Raw genomic sequence first — 23436 nt, forward strand, 5'->3', positions numbered from 1 at the left:
TTCCCATGCAGGCATTGCAGCTGGTCGGCGACAAGGATCTTCGCCGCGTCGAGATCGATGAGCCGGGCGCGCCGGGTCCGGGCGAAGTCACCGTGCGCATCAAGGTCGTGGCGCTGAACCATATCGACGTCTGGGGATGGCGCGGCATGGCCTTCGCCAAGCGCAAGATGCCGCTGACGATCGGCGCGGAAGCCTCCGGCGTGGTCGAGGCCTTGGGCGCGGGCACGTCCGGTCTCATTCCGGGCCAGCTCGTCTCGATCTACGGAGCGCGCACTTGCGGCCTCTGCAAGGCCTGCCGCGAGGGACGCGACAATCTTTGCGAGCATGTCTCGGGCGTCCACGGCTTCCATCTCGACGGCTTCGCGCAGGAGCGCGTCAATCTGCCGGCGCGGCTGCTCGTCCCCGCCCCTCCGGGCTGCGATGCGGTCGGTGCGGCGCTCGCCCCCGTCACTTTCGGCACGGTCGAACATATGCTCTTCGACAATGCCAAGCTTCAGCCGGGCGAGACGATCCTCGTCCATGCCGGCGGTTCGGGCATCGGCACGGCAGCGATCCAGCTCGCCAAGCGCCACGGCGCGACCGTCATCACGACGGTCGGCTCCGACGACAAGATCGAGCCGGCCAAGGCGCTGGGCGCCGACCACGTCATCAACTATCGCACCGATCGCTTCGAAGGCGTGGTGCGGAAGTTGACCAAGAAAAAGGGCGTCGATGTCGTGTTCGAGCATGTCGGCAAGGACACGTTCGCCGGCTCCATGCTCTGCATGAAGCGGGGCGGCCGGCTCGTCACCTGCGGCTCCACTTCGGGCGTCTCCACCGAGGTCAACCTGATGATGCTGTTCCAGCAACAGCTGAAGCTTCTCGGCTCCTTCGGCTGCCGCATGGAGAACATGGCGGATGCCATGCAGAAAATGGCGCGCGGTCTCGTGAAGCCCGTGATCGACACGGAAGTCGGGCTGGACGACATCGCGGTCGCGCTCGACCGGATGGAAGGGCGACGGGTCTTCGGCAAGATCATCCTCCATATGGATCGCGGGACGCTTCCGACCGGATGAATCCGACGCTCGCCAAGGCCTGGAAAATCCAGAAGAAGACGCGTGACTATGTCGCCGCGAAGCTTCTCTTCGCCATTCTGCGTGTCCTGCGCCTCTTCCCCGCTCAGAAGGGTTTGAGAGCGGCGGACAGGCTGGCCCGGCTGATCGGACCCATCACCTCGCGCCACAAGCTCGCCCTCGACAATCTGGCTCTTGCCTATCCCGAGAAGGATAGGGCCTGGGTGGAGGCGACCGCGCGCGCCAATTGGGGCCAGATGGGGCGGATCGCAGCGGAATACGTCTTCCTTGACGAGATCTTCGATTTCGACCCCGCCCGCCCGCCGGGCGAGGGCTTGATCGAGGTCGAGGGCATCGACCTGTTTCTGGAACTGCGCGACAGCGACAAGCCGATCATCTTTTTCACCGGGCATCTGGGCTGTTTCGAACTCCTGCCGATCTGCGCGGCGACCTTCGGCCTCGAAGTCACGGCCCTCTTCCGGCAGCCCAATAACCGCTATATCGCCCGCGAGGTGCAGACCGCTCGCAAGACACGCGGCGGTCATCTCGTGCCGTCCAAGGCGGGCGCGGCCTGGGCGCTGGCCAGCATTCTGGACCGCCGCAGCAATGTCGGCATGTTGGTGGATCAGAAATTCGCCAAGGGCGCCCCGACGACCTTCTTCGGCCGGCCCTGTCGTACCAACCCGCTGCTGCCCAAGCTGGTGCGTCAGTTCGACTGCGACGTCTATCCCGCGCGCTCCATCCGTCTGCCCAATGGGCGCTACCGGCTCGAACTCCAGCCCCGCCTCGAACTGCCGAGAACCGAAACGGGCGAAATCGACATTCCCGCCAGCTGCCAGACGCTCAACGACGTCGTGGAAGGATGGGTGCGCGAGCACCCGGAACAGTGGATGTGGTTCCACCGACGCTGGCAGCTATAGGGCAGACCCGAGCGCCCAAGTTCCCATACGTCAGCTCCGCATGAGGCGTTAGAGAATATTAAGCGTTCTCTGGCTAGAGCTTATGTCAGAGGGAACTGCGGATGCTTCTGAAACTTGGGCGCAGATATGCTTCGACCGTCGCAGGGGCTATCGGCCTCCTGACGGTGGTTGGCTGCGCGAGTTACTACGCAAGCCAGATCGCTCTTCGACATCTCGTGGAGGGCGAAGTCGGAGCGCGCGGGCAAGCCTTCGCACAGGTTCTTCTTCAGAACGAAACCGAACTCAACGCCTTGCTGACCGGTCTGTCGCGCACCGCCGATGCCGAGGTCAATGCGCGCATTGCCGGCAACGCAGCCAATCTCCTGAATTTCTCGATCTTCAACCGTGATGGCCAGGAGGTCTTCACGCCGCGATCGACGCAGAACGAATGGCTGCTGCGCGAGCGGCCGGGGGGCACGGCGACCGGCGTCACGCTTTCGCAAAGCACTGTCGGCCGGCCCAGCCCATGGATCGCGACGGAAGGACTGGACGGCCCGCAGCCGACGGCCATCGTCCCGCTCGACCGAGGGGGTGAAAGGATCGGCTTCCTCTCCGTCAGCCCCGATATGGCGCAGTCGCGCCAGAACCTTTCGGACATGCTTCGCTGGATGGCCTGGATCGTCGCGAGCGCGGCGGTCGGCGCAGTGGGCGTTCCCGCCGGTCTCATCTGGGCGCGTCGGCATCGCACGCAGCTCGCCAATGAGCGTATTCGGTTTCTGGCCGATTTCGACCCTCTGACGCAGCTTCTCAATCGGCAGCGGATGCAGAAGGACGTCGATCGCATCCTCGCGACCTCGCGCGCCACCCGCGAGCGCATGGCCTTGTGGGCGATCAATCTGGAAGGCCTGTCAGGCATCAACAGCAGCTTGGGCCAGGAGGTCGGCGACGAATTGCTGCGAGTGGTGGCAGACCGGATCGGTCAGGTCATGGCCAAGACCGATCTGTTCGGGCGCATGGGGGCAGGTGATTTCCGCCTCCTTCATCGCAGCATGACGGGGCCCAACGCGACGCTCGACCTCGTGCGCGCGATTCGCCAGCAGATGGAGCAGCCGGTGGAGATCGGTGGACACTCCATCGTTCCACGCGTCTTCATCGGCATCGCACTGGCTCCCGAGCACGGCCGCAGCTTCTTCGAACTCGCGCGTCACAGCGATCTGGCGTTGACCGTCTGCAAGGACACCAAGACGGCCTTCCACACGGTCTTCGAGCCTTGGATGGACACCGAGGCCACGCGCCGCCGCCAGATCGAGCAGGACATGCGCACGGCCTTGAAGACGGGCCGGTTCGAACTGTTCTACCAGCCCATCGTGGCGGCCGGCTCCGGTACCCCAAAGGGCTTCGAAGCGCTGATCCGCCTACCAGACAGCCAAGGCGGGTATATCTCGCCGGCGGAGTTCCTGCCCATCGCCGAGGCGCGCGATCTCATCAAGCCGATCAGCGACTGGGTGATCGACGAAAGCATCCGGCAGGTTGCGCTCTGGCCGGAGCATCTCTACGTCTCCATCAATCTTTCTCCGGCCCAGTTCCGCGACGACGATCTCTTCGAGATCGTGAAGGCGGCGCTTGATCGACATGGGGTCGACGGACATCGGCTTCAGATCGAAGTCGTGGAAACGCTACTTCTGGAGCGCTCCGACGCGGTGCTGGGGCAGTTGCGCCAGTTGAAGCAGCTCGGCGTGTCCATCGCGATGGACGATTTCGGCACGGGCTATTCCTCGCTGGGCTACCTCTGGCGCTTTCCCTTCGACACGGTGAAGATCGATCAATCCTTCATGGTCGCCTTCGACGCGGGCGAAGCGAATGTCCGGCAAATTCTGGAAACCATCGTCGCGCTCGCTCATAATCTGGGAATGCGCGTAACAACCGAAGGCGTCGAGACGCAGGAGCAGGCGCGCCTGCTGGCCGAACTAGACTGCGACACGTTGCAGGGCTTCTACTTCTCGCGCCCCAAACCTGCGCAGGCGATCGATTTCGGGTCTCACTCCCCATCTGCAACGCCAGCGATTCGCGCGGCCTGAGGCTTTCGGGCCGGTACCCCGAACGGAGCCGACCTCTCAAAGATTGCCGTCGTCTCGCGCCGTCGATCAGGGCCTGTCGATAAAGCACATGCGGATCATTGGTCGCCCGCAAAACAATACCAACACTTGGATTATTGACGACTATTCATTCTGGTTAATACAGATTTACGATCGACTTGCATTATTTCTACATCCGGGCTGAACCAGATGGCCTATCGCGCATTCTTCTCTCGAGACAAGGGAGTTGTATCATGCGTATCCTGATTGTCGAAGACGAGCCGCTGATCGCGATGGATCTGGAAGACATTCTGCAAGAGAATGCCAATGCGGATTGCGTCTGGGCGCGGGATGTCGCGAGCGGTCTTCTCCACGTCGCGCAAGGCGTGGACTTCGCGCTGCTGGATTTCGACCTTGGAGGTCAGACCTCCCTCCCCGTCGCGCTGCGGCTTCAGGCGCAGTCCATCCCGTTCTGCTTCGTCTCGGGCAGCCTATCGGATGTGCCGCCTTCCTTGAGACGCATTCCCAGCATTTCCAAGCCGTTTCACCCAGCCGATATCAGACGGATTGTCGCGGCCGCTTGATCGCGCGCTCGCACCTTCCGCTTCGTATCCCGTCCGAACGACCCGACCGTCCGGTATCCGCCCACAGACGCGCGGATGCCGAACGGCTTTTTTTCCAGGATTCGTGAGGATCGGAAGAATGGGACGGCTCGAAGCAGCGAACGTCTTGAGCACACGCGAAAGAGCCGAAGCTTTCGAAGGAAAGCCTCGGCCTGGAAACAGACGTATGGAGCCCCTGAAGGATAAACCGCTTAGCGAGTGACATCCTTCACGGCCGCGCCAGTGGCATCGACCGTGTTGCCAACATCGCGTCCGACACCGCGAACAGTATTGGCACAGGCCGAGAGCGCCAGAACTGCAACAAGGGAGAGGGCGACGGAGGTGACGCGACGGGACATGCTGTGCTCCTTTGGAGGCTTTACGATCCTGCCAGAACGAAGAGCGCCTCGTATGGTTCCCACAATTTCGTCACTTTCGCGACATGGCGCGGTCATGCAGGGAAGATAGTCACATTTTGGGTGGTTGATCGTAACGCACTGCGGCCTCGCTCGGAGAGGATATCCATCGGCGGGGACGTGCCACTCGGGGGCGGTTTTCATCAAACTGAAGTGTGCCGCGCCGCGTTTGCTTTGCCTTCACCATTTCAATGGCTTATGTGGCAGGGCGGAGGAAGGCACCAGCGCATCTTGCTGTGCTGAAGGCCTTGGCGGGAAGGGTATTTTATGAAGTTCAAGGATGCCATCTGGCCCCTGATCGGCATCGGTGCGGTGGTCTTTTCCTGCTGGCTCCTGTTCCGCGAAGTGCGAACGATCTCACTGGATCAGATCTGGGCGAGCTTCGTGGCGATCACGCCGCTGCAATGGGTCGGCTCCGTGGTATCTGCCATCGTCGCTTATATCTTCCTTGCCTATTACGATCGACTGGCGCTGCGCCATCTCGGCCGGTCCGTGCCCTTCCCCTTTGTTGCGGCCACGTCCTTTGCGACCTACGCCCTGTCGCACAATATCGGCGCGTCGGTTTTTTCGGGCGCCGTCGTGCGCTATCGCGCCTATCGCTCGCGCGGCTTGTCGGGCTCGGAAATCGCGCTTCTGATCGCCTTCTGCTCCTTCACCTTCGGCCTCGGCGTGCTGCTCGTCAGCGCGACCTCGCTTCTGATCAAGCCCGATATCATCGAGCGCTATTTCGACATCCATTCCTCGGTCCCGGTGATCGTCGCGGGACTGATCGTGGTGGCGATCGCCTTCTACGTGTTCGGCAGTTTCAAGGGGTTCAAGCCGCTATCCATCGGCAAGTTCCATCTGCACTATCCCCGCCGCGACGTGGTGGTCCGCCAGTTGATCGCCGCTCCGATGGAGATCGCCGCCGCCGCCAGCATCATCTATTTCGCGCTGCCGCCCGAGCATAATCCCGGCTTCATCGTGGTTCTCGCGATCTTCGTCGTGTCCTTCTCGCTGGCGCTCGTGTCCCATGCGCCCGGCGGCCTCGGCGTTCTGGAAGTGACTTTTCTCGCCGGGCTGTCCGACGTTCCCGAGACGGACGTTCTGGCCGCGCTTCTGGTCTTCCGCATCCTCTATCTTCTGATCCCCTTCGCGATCGCGATCGTTCTGGTTCTCCTGTTCGAACAAAGCGCCTTGTGGCGTCGACGCTCGGCGGACACGCCGCCGCCGGTCTGAGACGCCGAAGCAAGTCTCAATCGAGAGGAATGGGGTGGACCCGACCCAACCCGTCGCTTTCGTGAGGGGACCTTAACCCTGCCGAGCGCAGAATGAGGATGAGCCGGTTGCATCGATCGGGGCTCACCGGATCTCTGGCCTGCCACGTCAGCCGTCCCGTCACACATCCATCCTGTCGCCAGGAGTGATGGGCGCGGAACGTGATGAGTGGCGTGCCAACCGATCGTCGCCTTGTCCTGATCGACTGAGCCAGCTTCGAGGAAACGGACGTTCTACAAACTCCGGCGCTCGGTCTTTGCGCGCCGATCGATCGGCGCAAGGCCGAACACTGCCGTCCGTGTCTTGGTTCGCCTGCTCGAGACATGTCCGGCTCGCCCATCGCGCCGTGCCTGCCTCAGCTCCTTGTTTTGCCGCAGGGTTCGGTGCGGGAGCCATTCCGCACTGGCCGGCCCTGCCCAGCGCCTGAGCTCCCGGATATGCCGACGCCGCCTCTCCCCCGCCCGATCGCCGGTCGACCGCATTCCGCGATGGGGTGGCTGTTTCAATGGGGCCAGCTTCCCCTTGTTCTAGGCGTTCTCGCTGCCTGCGCGCTCGGGCTCTGGCTGCCGCTCCACCTGCCGCTCGGGCCCTTCAATTGGGATACGGTGCTGTATCTCGACGGCGGCCAGCGTGTTCTCGACGGACAAATCCCCTCGGTGGATTTCTTCGCGCCAGTCGGGCCGTTGGGCTACTGGCTCTTCGCAGGTGGGCTAGCGCTATTCCCCAGCCCGCAGCCGGTGCTTCTGGCGCAGTGGATGCTGTTTGCGGTCACGCTGCCGCCGCTGCTGCCGACCCTGCTGCGCGTGCGCCCGGCGCTGGGCTGGGCATTGCTCCTGCCCTTCCTCTTCTTCCAGCTCGTGCCGCTGAATGTCGAGCAATATGGGCTTTTCCCGAGCTTCGACGGCTATGGCTTCTACAACCGCCATGTCGCGCAATTCCTGTACGTTCTCGTCACGGTGCTTCTGTTCGAACGGCGCGCGGGGCTCATCGTCTTCGCGGTTGCCTGGTGCTGCACGGCGCTATTTCTTCTGAAGATCACGGGCTTCGTCACGGCGGGGCTGATCTGCCTTCTCGCTTTTGCTGCGGGCCGCATCAGCTTGCGCGCCGCGCTCGTCTCCGCCGCCATATTTGCCGCTGTCCTCGCCGGGCTGGAACTCACGACCGCTCTCGTCAGCCACTACATCGGCGACATCATCTCGCTCGTGAAACTGAACGAGGGCGGTCTGGCGTCGCGGCTCCTTCAGGCGGCGTCCCTGCATTTCGGCACGTTCGGTTCCGGCTGCGCGCTGCTTCTGGGCCTTGCGATCATCGAGCACCCGGCCGCGCGCACGAGCCTGTCGAACCTTCTGCGGCGGCGCGACCAAGCCTCGCTATCCGCCTTTTTCGATCAGCCGATCGTCTGGCTCGGCGTACTTCTCGCCTGCGGCATTTTCTTCGAATCGCAAAACACGGGCGATCAGGCCTTCATCTTCCTCTGGCCGCTGCTCCTGCGCATTTTCGAAACGCCGGCCGCGCGCCGACTGCCGATCCTGATTCTCATCGGGGCCGTGGCTCTGCCGCCCTTCGTCGGCATCGCGCATCGCCTGTCCCGCGCGCTGGTCGGGCAGATGCAATATGTCGATCTGGACCGGCCGCAGCTCAAGATCCTCGGCCAAGTCGACCAACGGCCCGAATTGCTGGACCGCGCCCGCGAGGGACTCGACATCCTGCGCGGGAACAAGAGCCTTTATGAGGCCTATGCTGGCGTCGGCCTCCTGCCCTTCTACTCGCTCTATGCCGATATCGACTTCCAGATGACTTGGCTGCTGGCGACCGACGATGCGGTCAGCGCCATCAAGGCCTTCGAAGCGCGCGAAGGCGTCCGGTTCGAGACGATCATGGCGCTCAACTTCGTCAATCCCTATCCCTATCTTCTGGATCGCCACGCGACGCGGCGCATTCCCATCGGCGCCGACCCGACGCGCGCCGTCCCGAACCCCGACGCGGACACGATCGAGGCCGTCCGGAACACCGATCTGATTCTTTATCCAACCTGTCCGGTGACGCTCGCCAATATGCGGCTGCGGGAAATCTATCAGGCCGGCCTCGCGAACCATCGCGAAGTGAAGCTGTCGGCTTGCTGGATCGGCTATGTCAGGACCCCGCACCAGCTTCGCCCCTGACGAGCCATCGAAACACCGCCGACAAAAAAGGCCGGGTCTGCGAGGACCCGGCCTTTTTGGATTGGATCGGAGAAGCGCGATCAGCCGATCTGCGTCTTCACGAAATCCTTGACGATCGACACAATGCCCCGGCCGAGAAGCCCGTCCAGCGCGTCGCAGAACTGATCGACATTCTCGTGCGTGCAGATCAGCGGCGGCTCGAGCCGGATGACGTTGCGATTATACTCCGTGAAGGCGACGAGGCAGTCGTAATCCTTCAGAAGGAGCGCGCCGACGAAGCCCGACAGCGAGCCTTTCAGCTTGTCGTCTAGCAGGGCTACCATGGGCCGCAGCGCGAAGGGCAAGGTCTGCGAGAAGTCGTGGAACTCCAGCCCGACCATCAGTCCACGCCCGCGCACATCCTTGATGATGCTCGGATACTTGGCTTGAAGCGCGGTGAGCCGGTCCTTCAGATAGGTGCCGACGGCCGCCGCATTGCCGATCAAGTCCTCGTCATAGAGCGTGTTCAGCGCTTCGATCGAGGTCGCGCAGCCCTCGCCGATGCCGCCGAAGGTCGCATGGGCATGGATCATCGCCGTCTTCGGCGTGCCATAGGCCTTCATGTAGACGTCACGGCGCGCGACCATGGCCGCCATGGCCGCCTTGCCGCCGCCGAAGCTCTTGGCGAGCGCGGTCACGTCCGGGATGACGCCGTGATGCTCGAAGGCATAGAAGCGGCCGGTGCGCCCATAGCCGCACTGAACCTCGTCGGCCACCCAGATGACCTTGTGCTGGTCGCACAGGGCGCGCACGCCCTGCCAGTATTCGGTCGGCGCCTCGATGATGCCGCCGCCGCCCTGCACGGTTTCCAGAACCACCACGCCGACATCGGGGTCGGAGCGCACCACGGCCGTCAGCGCCTTCAGGTCGCCGAAGGGAACGCGGTAGGTGTTCTCGACCAGCTTGAAATCGCCGCGATAGAGCGGCGAATCGGTGAGCGAAAGGACGCCCTTGGTCTTTCCGTGGAACGAGTTCTCGGCATAGACGATCTTGCAGTTGGTGCGGCCCGAGGCGCGCTCGGCCACCTTGATGGCCGCTTCCATGGCTTCCGAGCCGGACGAGCCCAGGAACACCATATCGAGATCGCCGGGCGAGCAGCTGGCCACGTTCTTCGCCAGCGCCGCCGCATATTGCGACAGGAAGGCGATGGCGATCTCGTGGCGCTTCTCGTCCTGGAACCGCTGGCGCGCGGCTAGGATGCGCGGATGATTATGCCCAAAGGCGAGCGAGCCGAAACCGCCGAAGAAGTCGAGGATCTTCCGGCCGTTCTGGTCGATATAATACATGCCCTCGGCACGCTCGACCTTCACCTTATGAAAGCCGAGCAGCTTCATGAAATGAAACTGGCCGGGGTTGATATGCTCCTTGAACAGATCGGCCATGATGGCGACATCCATCGCCTTGGCCTGTTCGAGGGAGAGCATGGCAGGCTTGGGCGGCCCGCGGCGAATGGCGGGCTCCTCGGCCGCATCGAGACGGGGCGTCGGCATAGTCGGGCGATCCAGCATCGAAAAGGTCCTTACTCAGCCGGATGGGGGAAGGCGGAGCCGGGGGCCGAGCGGCCGTCCTTCTTCGCGCGATATTCGGAATAGGCGGCGATCAGCATGTCTTCGTCGCGATATTGCGGCACCCAGCCGAGATCGCGCTTGCCCTTGGACACGTCGAGAACGCATTCCTCGTCGGCGATCAGGTATTGCTCGGGGTCCATGATCGGCATGTTCAGCCAGTCAAGGAAATCGAGCGTGCGCTTCACCGCAAAGCCCGGCGTCGGAACGAGGATCGACTTCGATCCAGCATGGCGCACGAGATCGCCCAAGAGCTTGCGCACCGGCGGGGGGTTGAGCGAGCCGAGATTGTAGGCCTCGTTCGGCACGCCGGCCTTCCAGGCCAGGCGCGCGGCCTCGGCGCAGTCGAACACCGAGATGAACTGATAGGGATTGCGCCCCGAGCCGATCATCGGCACCGGCAGATGGGCGTCGATTAGCTTGAAGAGCTTTTCCAGAATGCCGAGACGCCCTGGGCCGATGATGAGGCGCGGGCGGAAAAGCGAGATGCGCATTCCGCGCTCGCGCCATTCGGCCGCCAGATGTTCGGTGTCGAGCTTGGACTGACCGTATTCGCCGAGCGGAGCGACCGGGTGATCCTCGGTCATCGGCGTGGTCACCGTGTGGCCGTAGATCATGTCCGTGGTGAAATGGACGAGCCGGGAGGCGCCTGCCTTGTCCATCGCCTCGATGATATGTTTCGTGCCGTCATAGTTGACGGGGTAGAAGAAGTCGTGCCGCTTGGCGCGCACCTGGATCGGCGAGAGCATCTTGGCCGACAGATTGTAGACCATGTCGCCCGGCGCGATGGGCGCCTGCATCACGGCCTGACGGTCGGTCACGTCGAGAGACATATGCCGGGCCTGCGCGTAATGCGGCAGATCGCTCTTGGCGATGTCGAGAACGACCACCTCGGCGCCCTCGTCCACCAGCTTCTGCGCCAGATGACGGCCGACGAACCCGTCTCCACCAAAGATGACGTGTTTCATTTGCGGGCTCCTTCGATCGAATGGATCTTCACTTCGGCGGTCAGCGGGGCGACATCCTCGCTCCCACGCGTGCCGGCCTTGGCGATGAAGACGGTGCCGAGGCAGATCAGCGCGATGCCGCCGACACGGGCAAAACTCATCTCCTCACCGAACAGCGCCCAGGCCGCAAAGGCCACGACGACATAGGCGAGCGAGAGGAAGGGATAGGCGTAGGAGAGTTCGACCTTCGACAGGACGAAGAGATGCGAGGCCATCGACACGACAAAGGTCAGAAGGCCGATGAAGACGAACGGGCTGAATACGATCTGGAGGATCTTCAGGATCGGGTTGACGCCCGCAAAGCTCAGAGGCCCCAGCTGCATCATTCCGTATTTCAGACAGATCTGCGCCGCGGCATTGGTGAAAACCGTAAAGAGAATGAAGGGGATGTAGCGGCTCATGGGACTTCCATCCGTTCGGGTCGCCGCAACATGACGCAGCGTTACCCTTATGATCGTTAACCGAGGCGAGTTTTTTACCGGCAGCCTCAACAAACCCTTTCCGAGCTGGACGTGGGTTGAGCGAGTTGCGGCAGCGCAAGGGCCGTTCGCCGCCAGAAGTCGGAAACAACAGCGGGATCGCGCAGCGCCTCCAGTTCGCGCCAGCGCGGAAAGGATGCCTCGAACGTCTGGGCCGACATGCGCGCGTCCTTATAGGGATTGACCCGCCCGCCCGCGCGGCGGACGATCGCATCCAGCGCCTCCAGAAGGCGCTCCGTGCGCTCGCCCAGATGCGGGAAATCGAGCGTCAGCGTGTAGCCCTCGCGCGGGAAGGACAGGAGCCCCGGACTGGTGGACGCTCCGAAGCGCTTCAGCACGGTCAGGAACGAGCCCTGTCCATGCGCGAGTGCGGTTTCCATCAGTTCACGGACATACTCATGCGCGCCTTGCAAAGGCACAACGCTCTGGTGCTGGTGCAGACCCCGCGGGCCATAGAGCCGGTTCCACTGACCGACCCGGTCCAGCGGGTAGAAGAAGGCGTCGAAGGGCACGGTGCGCTGGCTGACGCCGGCCCTGGCCTTGCGAAAATAGGCTTCGTTGAAAGCGCGCAGGCCGAGGCCCCGCAAGGGGCTGATCGGAGGTGTGAAGGGCACATTGGCGATCGGGGCGCGGGCAATGCCCGTGCGGTCCCCCGCTGGCGCATGATCGCCGCAGATGAGATGCCCTCGCCCGAAGGATCGACCGGCCGCCAGCGAGTCGATCCAGGCCACGGCATATTCATGGCTCGTGTCGGCCTCTTCCGCCGCCTCGAAATAATCCGCCAGCCGGTCGAAGCGATGCGTCGTCTCGGCGATCGACAGGGAGCCGACGCGCATCAGGCGAAGGCGCAGCCGCGTGACGAAGCCGGTCAGGCCGAGGCCGCCAATGGTCGCGCGGAAGAGATTTCCGTTCTCAGTTTCGGAGCAGTGAAGCACTGCGCCGTCGGAGCGAACGAGGTCGAAACTCTCGATCCAGGATCCGAACGTGCCGCGCCGATGGTGGTTCTTGCCATGAACATCGTTGGCGAGCGCTCCGCCCAGCGTCACGAACTGAGTGCCTGGCGTCACCGGCAGAAACCAGCCGGAGGGCGCGACCGCGCGCGTGACATCGCACAGGAGAACGCCCGCATCGGCGTCGAGCAACCCGGTCGAGACATCGAAACGGTGAATGCACGGGTGCGCCGCCGGCGTTACCAGCCAGCCCGAATCGTTGAGGCAGGTGTCGCCATAGGAGCGGCCATTGCCATAGGGCAGCACGGTCTCCCCGGCTCTACCAGCGCCAAGCCGGCCCGCGAAGGGCATCCGCTCGCGCCCGCCGGCCGGGGCCGCAATCGTGCGCCCCCAAGTGTCGCCGGTCTCAGCCATAGGCAGCGGCCAGGAAGAGCAGCGCGCCGCAGCCGACCATGATCTGCGAGCGCCAATCGCGCAGGATGAAGACCACCGGATCGTCATGCATCTCGTTGCGCTTGGCCAGAACCCAGATGCGCACGATGATGTAGAGAACCAGCGGGCAGAGCGGCCAGATGAGATAGGGGTGGGTCTGCAACTGCCGGATGGCGGCGCTGTCGATATAGAGCGCGAGAACCACCACCGAGGCGAAGCCCGACGCCATGCCGGCCTGCGCCAGCGTGTCGAGATCGGCCGAGACATAGCCGCGCCCCGTCGTCTGGCGCGAGGCGCCCTCGCCGAACTCGGCGAGTTCCACATAGCGCTTCACCAGCGCCAGCGAGAAGAAGAAGAAAAGCGAAAAGGCCAGGAGCCAGAAGGAGCCGACCGTATCGGCCGCCGCCGCGCCCGCCAGAATGCGCAGGGTATAAAGGCCCGCCAGCGTCAGGACGTCGATCAGCAGCATTCGCTTCAGAGCGAAGGAATAGGCCGTGGTCAGAACAAGATAGATGGCCAGGATCGCGGTGAACTCGATGGGCAGCGCGAGGCTGAGACCGAAGGCCGCCGCAAACAGCGCCAGCCCGGCCGCGACGCCAGTCGGGATCGGTACGAGGCCACTTGCGAAGGGACGCCGCCATTTGGTGCGATGGCGACGATCGGCCGTGAGGTCCAGAAGGTCGTTGAAGATATAGACCGACGAGGCGGCCATGGAGAAGCAGACGAAGGCGAGGACGCCCTGCATCACCATCAACAGGTTGAGGAATTCGTGGTTGAGGCCGATCGGCACGAAGATCAGGACGTTCTTCATCCACTGATGCGGGCGCATGGCTTTCAGAAGCCCGCGCGCGACATGGCCCTCGTCCTGGATCAGGCGGCAGTCGCGCTCGGCCTCGCGGTGCCAGCGCGCGGCGGCGCGGTCCGGCTGCACGACCGTCACCGTCTCGGCCGCATCGAACAGGCAGAGATCGTCGCGCGAATTGCCGACATAATCGAAGGCCCCGCCCTGCCGGTCGGCGCGGATGCGGTCGAGCTTGCGCTCGGCCGAGAGGTTCTCCTCGCGGCTGCTGGCGATCACCTCGTCGAAGAGGCCGAGATGATCGGCAACGCCCTGCGCCAGCCGCTCGTTCGAGGCGGTCGCCAGAACGATATGCCGGCCAGCCTCGCGCTCGGCCTGAAGGGTCGCGACGACCTCTTGCCGATAGGGCCAGATCGCGGGATCGACCTCGACGCGCTTCGCCAGCTCGTCTTTCAGGATCGCCTTGCCGGCGAGCGCCCAGCCGAAGACCTTCCACGCTTGCAGAGGATGCTGGCGCGCGAACAGGAACAGGCTTTCCCACAGCAGGTCGCTCTGGACCAGCGTCCCATCCAGATCGACATACAAAGGCCGATCGGCTCTCGCCAGAAGCGTATCCATCGCAGACAGCCATCACCCAAGGTGGAAATCGAGCTCTATCGTTCCACCCGCAGGGGTTTCAGTTACGTAAACGTACGGCTTACTTTCGCGTGGGCGAGACTTTCCGCCAAGGAAGACCTACGCAAAAAGCGAGAATACACGGATTACGCCGGGCAAGACCGGGGCTGTGTGGAGAGAGAGCCGTCTGCCAGACATGTTTGGCTCCGGCCCGCCTGCGGCCACCGCTCGTTACGGCCTCAGGCCAGCCCCCAGGCGGCGCGGGCCATCAGGCACTCCTCGTCGCCCGGCTGGCAGGTGTGGCAGACATGCGGGCGCAAGAGATAGATCCCGCAGGCCGTCCCCTCCCCCACTTTTCCCGTCAACGCACAACAGCGGTCATTCTCGCAGCGCATTCCCGATAGGTCGGCGGCCACGAGCTCAGGCGGAATGCGGTCGAGTTCCTCGTCGGTCTCAGTGGAAAAGCGCGGCCATTCGGCGGAATAGCTGCAACAGGCGCCGCAGCTCTGACAATCGAAACGCGCAGGATCGATCGAACTCATGTTTCCTCGCGATCCTCTTAGACGGCCTGCCATGCAGCTTGGCATAGCCGTGCCGAAGGATGACAGCCGACTCACCGCCAGCCATGTGTCTAGGGCTGAGAGCAGCCGAGGCCGATACGGATGGGCCTACCCTGAAAAACGAAAGGCGCCCTATCAGGCGCCTTGCAACGAAAGGCGCCCTATCAGGCGCCTTGCTCGGTGTCGTTAAATGGTGGGTGATGTAGGGATCGAACCTACGACCCGCTGATTAAGAGTCAGCTGCTCTACCAACTGAGCTAATCACCCGGACCAACTCGCTCTTCGCGTCATCGCGAGGCTTCGAAGAAACCTCACGCCAAGCTCGAACGAGACAAAACGTCGTCATTCCTACAGATCGCCTTATCCGACCCCGCAAGACACCATGGCATCCTGTCGTCCAAATAAGTGGTGGGTGATGTAGGGATCGAACCTACGACCCGCTGATTAAGAGTCAGCTGCTCTACCAACTGAGCTAATCACCCGAAGCAGATTGTGATCCGCTCTTCAGTGCCGGTCGGCGTCTGTGAGGCGGTGTATAGGCACGAGAGCCCAACCTGTCCAGCGCTTTTTTGCCGAAGACCCGCTTTTCTTCGAGGTCTCTCCCCTCTCCTATCGCGCACTCCAGGGCAGGCGCGAGACGATGGAATAGGGCAGCGGGCGGGCCTGAATGCGCAAGCTGGTTTCCTGCGACACACTGGCTTGCGCAGCGGCGCGGGCGGCCGAGGTCACGGCGATTTCGTCTTCGACATCCTGTTGCGCGTCGAGGAAGTGGATGCCAGCAAACAGCTCGCGGCGATACACCAGCTTAGCCGGACGAAGGTCCTCCTCCCCGATTCGGAACTCGAACTGACGGGGCAGCGGCACGGCCGTATCGATGGTCAGCAGCGCGCCCGTCGCCGATATGTTGCGAACGATGCAGTCGACCGTCGAGTAGCGATTGTTGAAGAGGATTTGCGCACGCTTGAAGATGCGCGTGCGAGGCGCGACTCGGCGCTCGCTTCCGTCCGAGTTCAGCTCTGCCACCGCCATGGTCGTGCCTCATGACCCAATCGTTGACATGTTCTAACAGCTGAATCGTTTTCGGACTCTGAATCCAGTAGTTCGACTTGCCGTGCTTAACGCAACGGAAAAGCCCGCCGGCGCGCTGAGGCATCCGGCGGGCTCATCATGACGAACCGCACCCCGACGAAACGGGGTGCGACCTAGGAGAAGACGAGGCTTAGTTGCGGGCCTTGTCGACCAGCTGGTTCTTGGCGATCCAGGGCATCATACCGCGCAGCTTGGCGCCGACTTCCTCGATCTGGTGCGAGTCGTTGACGCGGCGGATGCCCTTGAAGCGGGCGGCGCCGGAACGATACTCCTGCATCCAGTCGGAGGTGAACTTGCCGGTCTGGATGTCCTTGAGGACACGCTTCATCTCGGCCTTGGTCTCGTCCGTGATGATGCGCGGGCCGGTGACGTACTCGCCCCACTCCGCCGTGTTCGAGATCGAGTAGTTCATGTTGGCGATGCCGCCCTCGTAGATGAGGTCGACGATGAGCTTCACTTCGTGGAGGCACTCGAAATAGGCCATCTCGGGGGCGTAGCCGCCCTCGACCAGCGTCTCGAAGCCGGCGCGGATCAGCTCGACCAGACCGCCGCAGAGAACGACCTGCTCGCCGAACAGGTCGGTTTCGCACTCTTCCTTGAAATTGGTCTCGATGATGCCCGAACGGCCGCCACCGACGCCGCAAGCATAGGAGAGCGCGAGGTCGAGCGCATTGCCCGAAGCGTCCTGATGGACGGCCACGAGGCAGGGCACGCCGCCGCCCTTCTGGTACTCGCCGCGCACCGTGTGGCCCGGGCCCTTGGGCGCGATCATGACGACGTCGACGCTCTTCTTGGGCTCGATCAGACCGAAATGAACGTTGAGGCCGTGAGCGAAGGCAATCGCCGCGCCGTCGCGGATATTGCCCTCGATGTCGGCCTTGTAGATGTCGGCCTGGAGTTCGTCCGGGGTCGCCATCATCAGGAGGTCGGCCCACTTGGCGGCCTCGGCCACCGTCATGACCTTGAAGCCGTCGGCCTCGGCCTTGTTGATCGTGGGCGAGCCGGCCTTGAGCGCGATCGCGACGTTCGTGGCGCCCGAGTCCTTCAGGTTCAGCGCGTGGGCGCGGCCCTGGCTGCCGTAGCCGACGATCGCGACGTTCTTGGACTTGATCAGGTTCAGATCGGCATCGCGATCATAATACACGCGCATGGACGTTTCCTCTCTCGTTGTTGGATGCGGCCGGGGCCGTTGCCGGAGCCGTTGAATGTGCTCCGTGCAGGGACAGAAACTGCTGCGTCGCGCGCCGGGCGTCCCGGTCGATCTCCGCATCAGTGATGGGGGTGCGATCGCCCAAGAGAAGGCGAATCTGAAGATCGCGCACGACGAGGCCGAAGAACGTGCCGAAGGCTTCGTCCGCCGTCTCGAACTGAAGGAGGCCCGCTTCGCTGGCGAGTTCCAGGAAGGGGCGCAGCCGCGCGCGCAGCGCAACCGGGCCGTTCTCCAGAACGATCAGCCCGAGATCGTGCTTGTCGGTTCCCGCCTGCCCCACCGCCACGCGATTGAGCGCGATCGAGGTGCGGCTGGCGATGACCCGCAGCCAGTCCGAGGCGAACTGCTCCAGCCCCTGCACCAGCGATTCGGGGCAAAGGGTCTCGCGCCGGGCGGGCAGCGCCCTCACCTTCGCGGCCTGCCATTGCACCGTCGCGGTCAGGAGACCGTCGCGGCCGCCGAACCATTTGTAGAGCGTTTCCTTGGAGCAGCTGGCGCGCCGCGCGACGGCCGTCATGGTCAGCTTGTCGCCATCCTCCACCAGAAGCGACAGGGCCGCGTCGAGAACCGCCTTCTGGCGCTCGCTCAGGGCCTCGTCCATGGGCAGGATCGCACTCATCGCCACTCGCTCTGGCCGGCCGCAGAACACGTACCGTACGTTACGGTTCGCACTACACAAGCCCGCCCGCGGAGGCAAGAGGGGCAGAGCCCCTCCCGCACTATTTCACGATGGTCAGCCGCTCCGCGGCGCGGGTGATGGCGGTGTAGAGCCAGCGCTCGCGCGAATCCTTGAAGGCCCAGCTCTCGTCGAAGAGCATGACATCGTCCCATTGCGAGCCCTGCGCCTTATGGACGGTCAGGGCATAGCCATAGTCGAAATCGTCGTAGCGCCGCTTCAAGGCCCAAGCGACCTCGGCGGTGGGATCTTCGAAGACCTGCTTCAACAGCTTGATCTTGGCCATGCCCTTGTCGATGTCGTCATCGTCGGGCTTCACGAGAAGATTGGTGCCGGGCTTGGTGGTCTCGGGTGAGGCCGTCATCACCTGCCAGAGCGAGCCGTTGAGAAGGCCCTTGGCCGGGTCGTTCCTGAGACAGACCAGCTTGTCGCCCGATTGCGGCAGCGCGCCGGTGAAGCCTTTCAACTCGCGCAGGCGGTTGTTGTAGAGCCGCCGCGTCCTGTTGGTGCCGACCAGAACCTGATCGGCGCTAAGCACCTCGTCCCGGTCCACCTCGCGCTTGGTGATGACGCGAGCCGCGCCATAGTCGCCCCATTTCAGTTCGCGGCCCTCGCGCGCGTCGAGCGCCAGTTCCAGAATCGGGTTGTCGCGCGCCTGGCGGTGAATCTCGGTGAGCAGGAAGTCCGGCTCGGCCTCGGTGAAGAAGCCACCGCCCGACACGGGCGGCAACTGGCCGGGATCGCCCAGCACCAGAATCGGCGTGCCGAAGGACAGGAGATCGCGCCCCAGCGCCTCGTCCACCATGGAGCACTCGTCCACCACCACGAGCTTGGCCTTGGCGACGGGGCTCTGGCGGTTCAGCGAGAAGGTCGGGGACACGCGGGCGGTGCCCGTCGATTCGTCTTCCAGCGCTTCCTCGCCGCGCGGGCGATAGATCAGCGAATGGAGCGTCTTGGCCGATTTCGCGCCCTTGGAGCGCAGCACCTGCGCCGCCTTGCCGGTGAAGGCGGCGAACTGCACGCCGCCCTCCACGCCTTCGGCGAAGTGACGCGCGAGCGTCGTCTTGCCCGTGCCGGCATAGCCGAACAGGCGGAAGATCGGCTGGTCGCCACGCTTGAGCCAGTCGGCCACCCGCGTCAGCGCCTCGTCCTGCTGCGGAGAAAACTTCATGGGCGGAGGGGTCGCAGAATTCGCGCCTTTTGCCAAGCGGTCTCGTTATGTTCCTTCGAAGATCGAAACGGATTGTAAAACCGTCACGCAAGCGAACTATGAGCACGAGCGCCGCCGGCGGGGTGGCAGACCCCAATGATGGGGTTCATACCCGCCGGCCTTTCACAGCGTGCGACCCGAAGGATCATCCCATGTCCGGCATCATTTCCGCCGTCGGCTTCTGCAATCACACCGGACCGGGCGACCTGTCCACGCTCGACGCCTCCCTGCGCGCCGTTGCCGACACGGGCGCGGACGCTTGCGAGATCGGCATCTATGGCGAGGAGATCATCGCGGGCGGGCGCAGCATCGAGGAGCGGCTCCAGCGCGTCTCCGCCATCGCCAGCCAGTATTCGTTCCGCAAACTCTCGCTGCACGGGCAGATCGTGTCCAATTTCATGGACCGCGAGAACCTGCATCTGCAGAAGCGCGTCGTGCGCACCATGCTCGAACTCTGCGACCGGCTGGGCGCGGGCGTGCTGGTGCACCATTGCGGCGCGGCCCAGCTGAGCGAGGGCGAAAGCGCCGGGGATCTCGATCAGATGGAGCGCGAGGCGCTGCACGAGATGGCCGAGGTCGCGAAGGGCTACGGCACGCGCATCGTTCTGGAAAACATCTTCACCACCCTGCCCGGCCAGTATCGCCAGACGCCGAGCGAAGTGGCGGCCACCGTGCGCGCTGTCGGACACAGCCATCTCGCCGCGCTGATCGATTTCAGCCACGCCTATATCGAATCGAGCTTCAAGGGCCTCGACTTCCGCCAGGAGCTTCGCGCCATGGCCGAGGTGGCGGGCCATCTTCATGTGCATGACAGTTTCGGCCTGCCCTACACGATGAAGACCTTCTACCACCGCGCCGAAGCGACGGCGCTCGGCATCGGCGATCTTCACCTGCCGCTCGGCTGGGGCGACATCGCCTGGGAGGACATCTTCTCCGAACTGACCTTCCTGCCCGACACGACCCTCATCATGGAGATCGGTGCCGAGCGCTTCGCCGCCGAGCAGCCCGCCTGCCTAGAGCGCGCCCGCAAGCTGGCCGATCTCGTCAACACCCGCGCGCAGGCCGCCTGACCAAGCGATGTTTCGGCCGAGCCCTCGGTGGGCTCGGCCGGGATCAGCGCAGCATGGGCCAGATCGAGGCGACGAGCGCGAGGCCCATGACGATGTTGAAGATGCGCAGACGCTTGGGCTCCGACAGGAAACCGCGCAGGGCCACGCCGAAGCCGGCCCAGACCGAAACGCTCGGCAGGTTCACCAGCGCGAAGGCCGTGCCGACGAGAACCACCGACAGAACGGGCGTTTCGACCTGCGTATAGGCCCCCATGGCGACCAGAGCCATGGCCCAGGCCTTCGGATTGACCCATTGAAACGCCGCCGCCTGCCCGAAGGTCAAAGGCTGGCCGCTCGCGCGCGCCTCGCCCATCGCGCCCGAGGTCGCGATCTTCCAGGCCAGCCAGAGCATGTAGGCGAGGCTCACGGCCTTCAGCGCCGTCTGGAGCGCGGGGACGGCGTGAAGCAGCGCGCCAAGGCCAAAGCCCACCGACAGAAGCAGCACGAAAAAGCCGATGGCGATGCCCAGCATATGCGGGATCGTGCGACGAAAGCCGAAATTCACGCCCGATGCCATCAGCATCATATTGTTCGGCCCCGGCGTGACCGAGGAAACGAAGGCGTAGACGAGAAGTCCGAGAAACAGATCGAACGGCATGGGAAGTTCCGGGCGCGCGCCATCGCGCCGCCCGGATGGGGCGGCGTCAGACGCCGAAAAGGGATCGGTCGAAAATCATCAGCTCTCGTGGGCCGCATCGCGGCCGCGCGCCATGGCGGCGACGCCCGTGCGGCAGACCTCGACGAGGCCGAGCGGCGCCATGATCTGAATGAACTTCTCGATCTTCGAGCCCTTGCCGGTGATCTCGAAGACGAAATGATCGGTCGTGGAGTCCACGACCTTGGCGCGGAACACGTCGGAGAGGCGCAGCGCCTCCACACGGTCGTCGCCCTTGCCGGCCACCTTCACCAGCGCCAGCTCGCGCTCAATCGGGCCGTCGTCGCCCAGGCCCATGGCGGTCTTGGTGAGGTCCACCACGCGGTGAACCGGAACGATGCGGTCGAGCTGGCTCTTGAGCTGCTCGATGACGGGCGGCGCGCCGCGCGTGACCACGGTGATGCGCGACAGGTGCTTGTTGTGGTCGGTCTCGGAGACGGTCAGGCTTTCGATATTGTAGCCGCGCCCCGAAAACAGGCCGATGACGCGCGCGAGCACGCCCGGCTCGTTGTCGACCACGATCGACAGGGTGCGCGATTCGACCGAGGGCTTCTCGTCGGTAATGAAGTAAGCGGAGGCCGGCGGCTGGACGGGTAGGTTCATGACATCAGTCTTTCGATGAGGAAGCGGAGGGCCTGAGCGGGGTTATGCCCCGCCCGGCCGGGTCAGACCAGCGCCTTGCCCTTGGCGTCGATCGCGTTCGCCACCGCCTCGTCGCTTGCCTCGTCGGGAAGCAGGATTTCGTTATGCGCCTTACCGCTCGGGATCATCGGAAAGCAGTTTTCCAGATTGGCGACGCAGCAGTCAAAGATGACAGGCCGATCGACCGCGATCATCTCGTCGATCGCCGCATCCAGATCGCCCGCCTTCTCCGTGCGGATGCCGACGCCGCCATAGGCTTCGGCCAGCTTCACGAAGTCCGGCATCGCTTCCGAATAGGAGTTGGACAGGCGGTTGCCATGCAGCAGCTGCTGCCACTGGCGGACCATGCCCATATACTGGTTGTTCAGGATGAAGACCTTGACCGGCGCGCCGTGCTGAACGGCGGTCGAGAGCTCCTGCGTCATCATCTGGATCGAGGCGTCGCCCGCGATGTCGATGACCAGCGCGTCCGGATGCGCGATCTGGACGCCGACCGCCGCCGGCAGGCCGTAGCCCATCGTGCCGAGGCCCCCGGAGGTCATCCAGCGGTTCGGCTCTTCGAAGCCGTAGAACTGCGCAGCCCACATCTGATGCTGGCCGACCTCCGTGGTGATGAAGGTCTTGCGGTCCTTGGTCTTCTCATAGAGCCGCTTGATCGCGTGCTGCGGCAGGATGATGTCGCCTTCCTGGCGATAGGCCAAGCAGTTGCGCGCCTTCCAGCGAGCGATCTTCGCGTTCCAGTCGGCGAGTGCAGCCTCGTCGGCCTTCGCCCCGGTGTCGCGCCAGATCGAGACCATCGCCTCCAGAACGTTGGCGACATCGCCGATGATCGGCAGATCGACGCGGACGTTCTTGTTGATGGAGGACGGGTCGATATCGATATGGATCTTCTTGGAGCCCGGCGAGAAGGCGTCCAGCCGGCCGGTGATGCGGTCGTCGAAACGCGCGCCGACGCAGATCATGACGTCGCACTCGTGCATCGCCAGATTGGCCTCGTAGGTGCCGTGCATCCCCAGCATGCCCAGCCATTTCTCGCCCGACGCCGGATAGGCCCCGAGGCCCATCAGCGTGGAGGTGATCGGGAAGCCGGTCAGGCCGACGATCTCGCGCAGGAGTTGCGAGGCGCGCGGGCCGGAATTGATGACGCCGCCGCCTGTGTAGAAGACCGGGCGCTTGGCCGAGCGCATCAGCTCGACCGCCGCCTGGATGCGGCCGCGCTCGGCCTCGCGCTTGGGCTGATAGCGCTGCAAGGCGCGCGAGAGGTTCGGCGGCGTATAGGTGCCGGTCGCGAACTGGACGTCCTTCGGGATATCGACGACAACCGGGCCGGGCCGGCCGGAGGTCGCAACATGGAAGGCCTCGTGCAGGATCTCAGCCAGATCCTCGACATTCTTCACCAGCCAATTGTGCTTGGTGCAGGGGCGCGTGATGCCGACCGTGTCACACTCCTGAAAGGCGTCGGAGCCGATCAGCGTGGTCGGGACCTGCCCCGTGATGCAGACCAGCGGGATGGAATCCATCAGCGCGTCCTGCAGCGGCGTGACGGCATTGGTCGCGCCCGGGCCGGAGGTGACGAGCATGACGCCCGGCTTGCCGGTGGAGCGGGCATAGCCTTCGGCCGCATGGCCCGCGCCCTGCTCGTGCCGAACCAGGATATGCTTGACCGCGCTCTGCTGAAACAGGACGTCGTAGATCGGAAGAACCGCGCCGCCGGGATAGCCGAACAGATGCTCGACGCCATGATCCTTCATGGCTTGAACCACCATCTGGGCGCCCGTCATCTTGCGGGTGCCCGTCTCCATCATCAAGTCGTTCATGGTGCGGCCTTCGTCTTCTTCGTGCCGGTCGGCGCTAATGCGGGGGAATCTCAGGCAATAAAAAAGGCCCTCCGAGGGGCCTTGGGTTGCGCACACGTGGCATCAGCCGGACGGTTTCT

Annotated in this window: 21 protein-coding genes and 2 tRNA genes; 7 read left to right on the forward strand and 16 right to left on the reverse strand. The window is 63.9% G+C overall.

What is annotated here, in order from left to right; genetic code table 11:
- Positions 1-5 precede the first annotated feature (5 nt).
- The 4 genes from AUL28_RS03775 to AUL28_RS03790 all read left to right on the forward strand — a co-directional run bounded on the left by AUL28_RS03775 (position 6) and on the right by AUL28_RS03790 (position 4610).
- Positions 6-1055 (forward strand): zinc-binding dehydrogenase, encoded by a 1050-nt coding sequence (locus AUL28_RS03775; RefSeq protein ID WP_062230713.1) that lies wholly within the window; start codon positions 6-8, stop codon positions 1053-1055.
- Positions 1052-1972, forward strand: coding sequence for a lipid A biosynthesis lauroyl acyltransferase (locus AUL28_RS03780; protein WP_062230714.1), 921 nt, complete (start codon positions 1052-1054; stop codon positions 1970-1972). Before AUL28_RS03775 ends, AUL28_RS03780 begins: the two co-directional genes overlap by 4 nt.
- A 101-nt stretch (positions 1973-2073) precedes the next feature.
- Positions 2074-4029 carry a putative bifunctional diguanylate cyclase/phosphodiesterase gene (locus tag AUL28_RS03785; protein ID WP_082640232.1) on the forward strand — a complete coding sequence of 652 codons (1956 nt, stop codon included), beginning with the start codon at positions 2074-2076 and terminating at the stop codon, positions 4027-4029.
- 251 nt (positions 4030-4280) lie between these two features.
- A complete protein-coding gene (locus tag AUL28_RS03790) occupies positions 4281-4610 on the forward strand; it encodes a response regulator (RefSeq protein ID WP_062230715.1) in 330 nt (109 codons plus the stop codon).
- 230 nt (positions 4611-4840) lie between these two features.
- Here AUL28_RS03790 and AUL28_RS22975 read toward each other — a convergent pair whose 3' ends face one another.
- The gene (locus AUL28_RS22975) at positions 4841-4987 is read right to left on the reverse strand and encodes a hypothetical protein (protein WP_192843391.1); all 147 of its coding nucleotides are present in this window, start codon (positions 4985-4987) and stop codon (positions 4841-4843) included.
- A gap of 324 nt (positions 4988-5311) precedes the next feature.
- On the opposite strand from AUL28_RS22975, the gene AUL28_RS03795 reads away from it, so the two are divergent.
- A complete protein-coding gene (locus AUL28_RS03795) occupies positions 5312-6262 on the forward strand; it encodes a lysylphosphatidylglycerol synthase transmembrane domain-containing protein (protein ID WP_062216831.1) in 951 nt (316 codons plus the stop codon).
- 527 nt (positions 6263-6789) lie between these two features.
- Positions 6790-8463: a hypothetical protein gene (locus tag AUL28_RS03800; protein WP_062230716.1), complete on the forward strand. Its 1674-nt coding sequence runs from the start codon at positions 6790-6792 to the stop codon at positions 8461-8463.
- A gap of 80 nt (positions 8464-8543) precedes the next feature.
- On the opposite strand, the gene AUL28_RS03805 is transcribed toward AUL28_RS03800, so the two are convergent.
- From AUL28_RS03805 to AUL28_RS03860, 12 genes are all read right to left on the reverse strand, one after another.
- The gene (locus AUL28_RS03805; protein ID WP_062230717.1) at positions 8544-9992 is read right to left on the reverse strand and encodes an aspartate aminotransferase family protein; all 1449 of its coding nucleotides are present in this window, start codon (positions 9990-9992) and stop codon (positions 8544-8546) included.
- A 29-nt stretch (positions 9993-10021) separates the two neighbouring features.
- On the reverse strand, positions 10022-11035 hold the full coding sequence (locus tag AUL28_RS03810) for an NAD-dependent epimerase/dehydratase family protein (protein ID WP_062230718.1): 1014 nt from the start codon (positions 11033-11035) through the stop codon (positions 10022-10024).
- Positions 11032-11475, reverse strand: a complete 444-nt coding sequence (locus tag AUL28_RS03815; protein WP_062230719.1) for an EamA family transporter — start codon at positions 11473-11475, stop codon at positions 11032-11034. The genes AUL28_RS03810 and AUL28_RS03815 overlap by 4 nt, the downstream gene beginning before the upstream one ends.
- Before the next feature lie 86 nt (positions 11476-11561).
- Positions 11562-12917 (reverse strand): FAD-binding oxidoreductase, encoded by a 1356-nt coding sequence (locus AUL28_RS03820; RefSeq protein ID WP_062230720.1) that lies wholly within the window; start codon positions 12915-12917, stop codon positions 11562-11564.
- On the reverse strand, positions 12910-14352 hold the full coding sequence (locus AUL28_RS03825; protein ID WP_058600646.1) for a UbiA family prenyltransferase: 1443 nt from the start codon (positions 14350-14352) through the stop codon (positions 12910-12912). Before AUL28_RS03825 ends, AUL28_RS03820 begins: the two co-directional genes overlap by 8 nt.
- 236 nt (positions 14353-14588) lie before the next feature.
- The gene (locus AUL28_RS03830; RefSeq protein ID WP_156419879.1) at positions 14589-14891 is read right to left on the reverse strand and encodes a YkgJ family cysteine cluster protein; all 303 of its coding nucleotides are present in this window, start codon (positions 14889-14891) and stop codon (positions 14589-14591) included.
- Between the two features lie 209 nt (positions 14892-15100).
- A tRNA-Lys gene (locus AUL28_RS03835) sits at positions 15101-15176 on the reverse strand.
- Positions 15177-15315: 139 nt separating this feature from the next.
- Positions 15316-15391 (reverse strand) — tRNA-Lys (locus tag AUL28_RS03840).
- Between the two features lie 127 nt (positions 15392-15518).
- Positions 15519-15938: a PilZ domain-containing protein gene (locus AUL28_RS03845; protein WP_058634341.1), complete on the reverse strand. Its 420-nt coding sequence runs from the start codon at positions 15936-15938 to the stop codon at positions 15519-15521.
- A gap of 190 nt (positions 15939-16128) precedes the next feature.
- Positions 16129-17148, reverse strand: a complete 1020-nt coding sequence (gene ilvC / locus AUL28_RS03850; protein ID WP_062230722.1) for a ketol-acid reductoisomerase — start codon at positions 17146-17148, stop codon at positions 16129-16131.
- Positions 17132-17827, reverse strand: coding sequence for a TetR/AcrR family transcriptional regulator (locus AUL28_RS03855; RefSeq protein WP_058600649.1), 696 nt, complete (start codon positions 17825-17827; stop codon positions 17132-17134). Before AUL28_RS03855 ends, ilvC begins: the two co-directional genes overlap by 17 nt.
- A 100-nt stretch (positions 17828-17927) precedes the next feature.
- Positions 17928-19055 (reverse strand): ATP-dependent DNA helicase, encoded by a 1128-nt coding sequence (locus AUL28_RS03860; RefSeq protein WP_058600650.1) that lies wholly within the window; start codon positions 19053-19055, stop codon positions 17928-17930.
- Positions 19056-19246: 191 nt separating this feature from the next.
- On the opposite strand from AUL28_RS03860, the gene AUL28_RS03865 reads away from it, so the two are divergent.
- Positions 19247-20164 (forward strand): sugar phosphate isomerase/epimerase family protein, encoded by a 918-nt coding sequence (locus AUL28_RS03865; RefSeq protein ID WP_062230723.1) that lies wholly within the window; start codon positions 19247-19249, stop codon positions 20162-20164.
- A gap of 43 nt (positions 20165-20207) precedes the next feature.
- On the opposite strand, the gene AUL28_RS03870 is transcribed toward AUL28_RS03865, so the two are convergent.
- The 3 genes from AUL28_RS03870 to AUL28_RS03880 form a co-directional block, all read right to left on the reverse strand.
- The gene (locus AUL28_RS03870; protein ID WP_062230724.1) at positions 20208-20801 is read right to left on the reverse strand and encodes a LysE family translocator; all 594 of its coding nucleotides are present in this window, start codon (positions 20799-20801) and stop codon (positions 20208-20210) included.
- Positions 20802-20879: 78 nt separating this feature from the next.
- A complete protein-coding gene (gene ilvN / locus AUL28_RS03875; protein WP_019996390.1) occupies positions 20880-21461 on the reverse strand; it encodes an acetolactate synthase small subunit in 582 nt (193 codons plus the stop codon).
- Between the two features lie 62 nt (positions 21462-21523).
- On the reverse strand, positions 21524-23317 hold the full coding sequence (locus AUL28_RS03880; RefSeq protein WP_062230725.1) for an acetolactate synthase 3 large subunit: 1794 nt from the start codon (positions 23315-23317) through the stop codon (positions 21524-21526).
- Positions 23318-23436 lie beyond the last annotated feature (119 nt).

Source organism: Aureimonas sp. N4, from assembly GCF_001463925.1.
In the GTDB taxonomy this organism is placed as follows: Bacteria; Pseudomonadota; Alphaproteobacteria; order Rhizobiales; family Rhizobiaceae; genus Aureimonas; species Aureimonas ureilytica_A.